This window comes from Comamonas sp. NyZ500 (genome assembly GCF_016772095.1).
GTDB lineage: Bacteria > Pseudomonadota > Gammaproteobacteria > Burkholderiales > Burkholderiaceae_C > Comamonas > Comamonas thiooxydans.
Genome location: NZ_JAEIJE010000043.1, coordinates 1 through 3863, shown reverse-complemented (window position 1 = coordinate 3863; position 3863 = coordinate 1). Strand labels below are relative to the sequence as shown.

Annotated in this window: 5 protein-coding genes and 1 pseudogene; 2 read left to right on the top strand and 4 right to left on the bottom strand. The window is 63.9% G+C overall.

Features of this window, described 5'->3' with window-relative positions; all coding sequences use genetic code 11:
• The 3 genes from JAO85_RS25370 to JAO85_RS25360 form a co-directional block, all read right to left on the bottom strand.
• Positions 1-416 (bottom strand): nuclear transport factor 2 family protein (locus JAO85_RS25370; RefSeq protein WP_202789290.1); only part of this gene is annotated, 416 nt, incomplete at its 3' end.
• A complete protein-coding gene (locus JAO85_RS25365; protein ID WP_008645848.1) occupies positions 416-1120 on the bottom strand; it encodes an SDR family NAD(P)-dependent oxidoreductase in 705 nt (234 codons plus the stop codon). The genes JAO85_RS25365 and JAO85_RS25370, both read right to left, overlap by 1 nt.
• Before the next feature lie 90 nt (positions 1121-1210).
• Positions 1211-2122: a sterol desaturase family protein gene (locus tag JAO85_RS25360; protein WP_068595583.1), complete on the bottom strand. Its 912-nt coding sequence runs from the start codon at positions 2120-2122 to the stop codon at positions 1211-1213.
• An 86-nt stretch (positions 2123-2208) separates the two neighbouring features.
• Between JAO85_RS25360 and JAO85_RS25355 the strand changes: the two genes are divergently transcribed.
• Positions 2209-3243 carry an AraC family transcriptional regulator gene (locus JAO85_RS25355; RefSeq protein ID WP_008645845.1) on the top strand — a complete coding sequence of 345 codons (1035 nt, stop codon included), beginning with the start codon at positions 2209-2211 and terminating at the stop codon, positions 3241-3243.
• Positions 3244-3246: 3 nt separating this feature from the next.
• On the opposite strand, the gene JAO85_RS25350 is transcribed toward JAO85_RS25355, so the two are convergent.
• Complete coding sequence (locus tag JAO85_RS25350) at positions 3247-3525, bottom strand: M48 family metalloprotease (RefSeq protein ID WP_008645843.1); 279 nt, start codon at positions 3523-3525, stop codon at positions 3247-3249.
• 54 nt (positions 3526-3579) lie between these two features.
• On the opposite strand from JAO85_RS25350, the pseudogene JAO85_RS25345 reads away from it, so the two are divergent.
• Positions 3580-3863, top strand: a pseudogene (locus JAO85_RS25345) (transposase); the annotation flags it as partial.

The following is a 3863-nucleotide window of genomic DNA, read 5'->3' as shown; positions in this document are numbered from 1 at the left end:
GTGGCCCCGCGATGTCGAAAACCCACGCATGAACCCCCGATCTGTGCCCGATCTGTGCCCAAAGCGGCGCTTGCGCGGCCGCTTCCTACCTGCCAGACTCGCAAAAAAGGGCGGTTGAACTTCCTATACCCGACCTCGCCCTCGGCGCGGTCGCCGGCTAGCTTGAGGTTCACGGTCGTCACGTTGTGATGCAGGATTTCCATGGCCTTCTGGATTTCCGGCAGCTTGTCGATGAATTCCATCGCCAGGCCCTTGGCGAAGTGGCCGTGATCGTCAATCGCATCCTCGTGATAGAGCGTACGCATCTTGACGTGATCGTGGCGGTCGGCAGCGTTGCAGTAGGCCATGATCAGCTCGTAAATCGCCTGCTTGTCGAGCAGTTCGTCGAGCTGCTGTTCGCGCGTCTTGCCGCTCATCAGCTCAATCCCACGACCGGCAGCGCGACGCCGTGCACCGCGCGCGCCTGCTCGGAGCAGAGGAAGGTGATGACTGCCGCCAGATCGCCCGGCGCGACCCATTTCTTCGGATCGGCGTCTGGCATCGCGGCGCGATTCGGTGGCGTGTCGATGATGCTGGGCAGCACGCAGTTGACGTTGATGTTCTGCTCGCGCAGTTCGCCGGCCATGGCTTCGGTGATGCGGATCACCGCGCTCTTCGAGGCGCTGTAGGCCCCCATCTGCGCCACGCCTTTCTGGCCGGCGCCAGCGCCGACGTTGACAATCTTCCCGCCGCCGCCCGCCAGCATCGCCGGTACCGCGGCGCGCACGGCATTGAGCAGGGTGCCGACGTTGATGTCCTGCATCTTTTGCCAGTCGGCTGCCGCAGTGGCATGCACCGGGGTGCCCATGGCGAAACCGCCGGCGATGTTGCAGAGGGCGTCGAGACGGCCGAACTTCTGCATCGCGGCGTTAACCGCATTCTGCGCCGAGGCAGAGTCGAGCAGGTTGGCCGGCAGCAGCAGGCGTGTGTCGGCGGTGCCGGGATACGCTTGTTGCAGCACGGCCTCGCTGACGTCGGCCAGCGCCAGCCTGGCGCCACCAGCAGCAAAGCCTGCGGCAACCGCCTTGCCGAGAGAGCCGGCCGCGCCGGTAATCATCACCACCTGATTGTCGAAGCGCATGGCGTTTCCGTATGAGGAATCTGGTTTATTGAAGCAGACGGCAATGTGCGGGCGAATCCTGCAATCGTGTGAGCCCGCATGCCGGCGATTTCAGCTTGCCTTGGTGGCCGCTTGCGTCTGCCAGTAGGGGTGATCCGGCGGATATTGCGGACCGTCCGGCGACCACTCCGGCGGGCCGAAAATCCAGCCCAGCTTGTTGCGCCAGCCCTTGGCGTTCCAGACCTGGCGCAGCATGAAGGCGGTCTCGTGGAAAATCACGGTGGGCAGGCTGAAGGTCTTGAGGTCGTGCACCAGGCCGTATTTCACCGGGACGTCGCGGCGCTCTTCCTGGAAGGTGCCGAACAGCTTGTCCCAGATAATGAGGATGCCAGCGTAGTTCTTGTCGATGTAGATGCCGTTGCTGCCGTGGTGGGCGCGGTGATGCGAGGGCGTGTTCATGAACTTTTCGAGGAAGCCCAGGCGGTCGATGGCCTCGGTGTGGATCCAGTACTGGTAGATCTGGCTGATGCCGAATTGCACCGCAATCGCCAGCGGGTGAAAGCCGACGAAGGCCAGCGGCAGGTAGAACACGAAGGCATACGCCGGGCCCAGGGTCGACTGGCGCAGCGCAGTACTGAGGTTGTAGTGCTCGCTGGAATGATGATTGACGTGCTCCATCCAGAACAGGCGGCAACGGTGCGCGCTGCGGTGATACCAGTAATAGGTAAAGTCGTCGGCGAAGAACAGCAGCACCCAGGTCCACCAGACGAGGGGCGAGAGCGTGAACAGGCGATGTTCATAGACGAAAGCAAACAGCCAGCCGGTATAGCCTGCGCACAGGGCCCGCATGCCGAGCTTGATCAGGCCCAGCGAGATGCTGACGCTGCTGTCCTTGATCTCGTAGCCCCTTTTGCCCTTGCTCTTGGCGCGGCGCAGGGCGAACCACTCCCAGGCCATCAGGACCAGAAAATAGGGCATGGCGATGTAGAAGATGTTTTTGGCCCACCAGTCCAGCGTTTCCATAAGCTCCTCGATTCGCACGATGTATTGACTGTTAGCATTCTCTCCATTGTGTATCACTTGCCGCTTGACCCCGCACGACAATCTGTATGACAGCACGCGCCAAGACCGGAGTCGACGACCCTGCGGCCCTCGCGCCCAGCACCGCGGTCAGCTATCTGCTGGCCTTGTTCGACTATTTGCGCCTGCGGCAGATCGATGCGACCGAACTGCAGCGGAGCCTGAACGTGGATCTCAACGACCGCGATGCGCGCGTCAGCGAGCTGGAGGCGGCTGAATTGTTCAATCGCGCCGCCGTGCTGGCCCAGGATCCTGATCTCGGCGTGCATGTTGCCGAGCACATCCGGCCAGGGCATTACGGCGTTCTCGGCTATGTCGCCATGGCCTGTACGACCCTGGGCGAGGCCATGCTCGCCCAGCAGCGCTATCAGGGGCTGGTGATCACCGTTGCGCCGGTGGACGTGCGGATCGACGCCGAAGCGATCGTGTTGAGCTGGAACCGTTCGACCGATCTCCGCTACCGCCAGCTTGCGGAGTTCAATCTCGCCGGCATGCTGACTTTTGTGCGCTGGATCACCGGACAGGCGATCTCTCCGCTGGGCGTCGATTTCACATACGAGGCGCCGCAGCGCCTGGACGAGCAGCGCCGTGTGTTCGCCTGCCCGATACGCTTCCGGCAGGACAGTTACCGCATGATCGTGCCGAAGTCGTGGCAGGGACTGGGCCTGATCCAGCCGGACCCCGCCATGCGCCAGTTGATGGATCGCCTGGCCCAGCAGCAATTGCTGACGCTCACGCGCACGGACGATCCGCTGGTCCGCGCCCGCCGCCTGATCGCGCAGCGGCTGGGAGATGGCGAACTGGAGCTGAGTCATGTCGCCTCGGCGCTGCACGTCTCGCCACGGACCTTCCAGCGCAAGCTCCAGGAGCATGGTGAAAGTTTTACCCAGCTGGTCGATGGCGTGCGCAAGGAAATGGCTGAACGCTATCTGGAAGATGCCTCGCTGAGTCTCACGGACATCGCTTTTCTGCTGGGGTATTCCGCGCAGAGCGCCTTTGCGCGTGCCTACAAGCGCTGGACCGGGCACGCGCCGGCACGTACGCGACAGGCGGCGGCCGGTTGAGCCTTACTGAGGGGGCGGCATGGGCAGGGCCAGTGGCCGCAGGGGTTGACGGACAGGGTCCCAATCCGCGGCGGCCTGCCGCAGCCGCTCGATGCGCTCGGCGTCCAGCGGATGCGTCGAGAGCAGGGACGGTGCTTCACCGCCGTGTTCGGTGTGATAAGCCGCAAAAGTCTCGAATACCGAAGCGCCGCCGCCGGCGTGACCATAAAGTTTCTTCACTGCGGCGATGGCATGTCCGTCGGCGAGCGTTTCCGCCTGCCGGGAATAGCCGCGCTGGACCACGGTGGCAAAGGCCGTAGACAGGCTGCCGGCATTACCGGTCAGCAGGGTCAATGCCAGCTGATCGCCGGTTGGCTTGCCGATCAGGCCGGCGTGCCGCGGGATACGGCGCAATGCGGTGCGGTGACCCTGATCCAGCGCTTCGGCAGCGCGCTGAACCTGAATGTTCACTTCCACATGCTGTGGCTCGACGGCGTGTACGACGCGAACGTCGAGCCCCCGCGGCGCAAGCCGCGCCTGCGCCGCGCCCGTGCCCCCACCTCTGCGCAACTGACGCAGCTCGCCAACACCATCGCGCATCGCGTGTGCCGGCACCTGTCGCGCCGCGGCTGGCTCGAAGG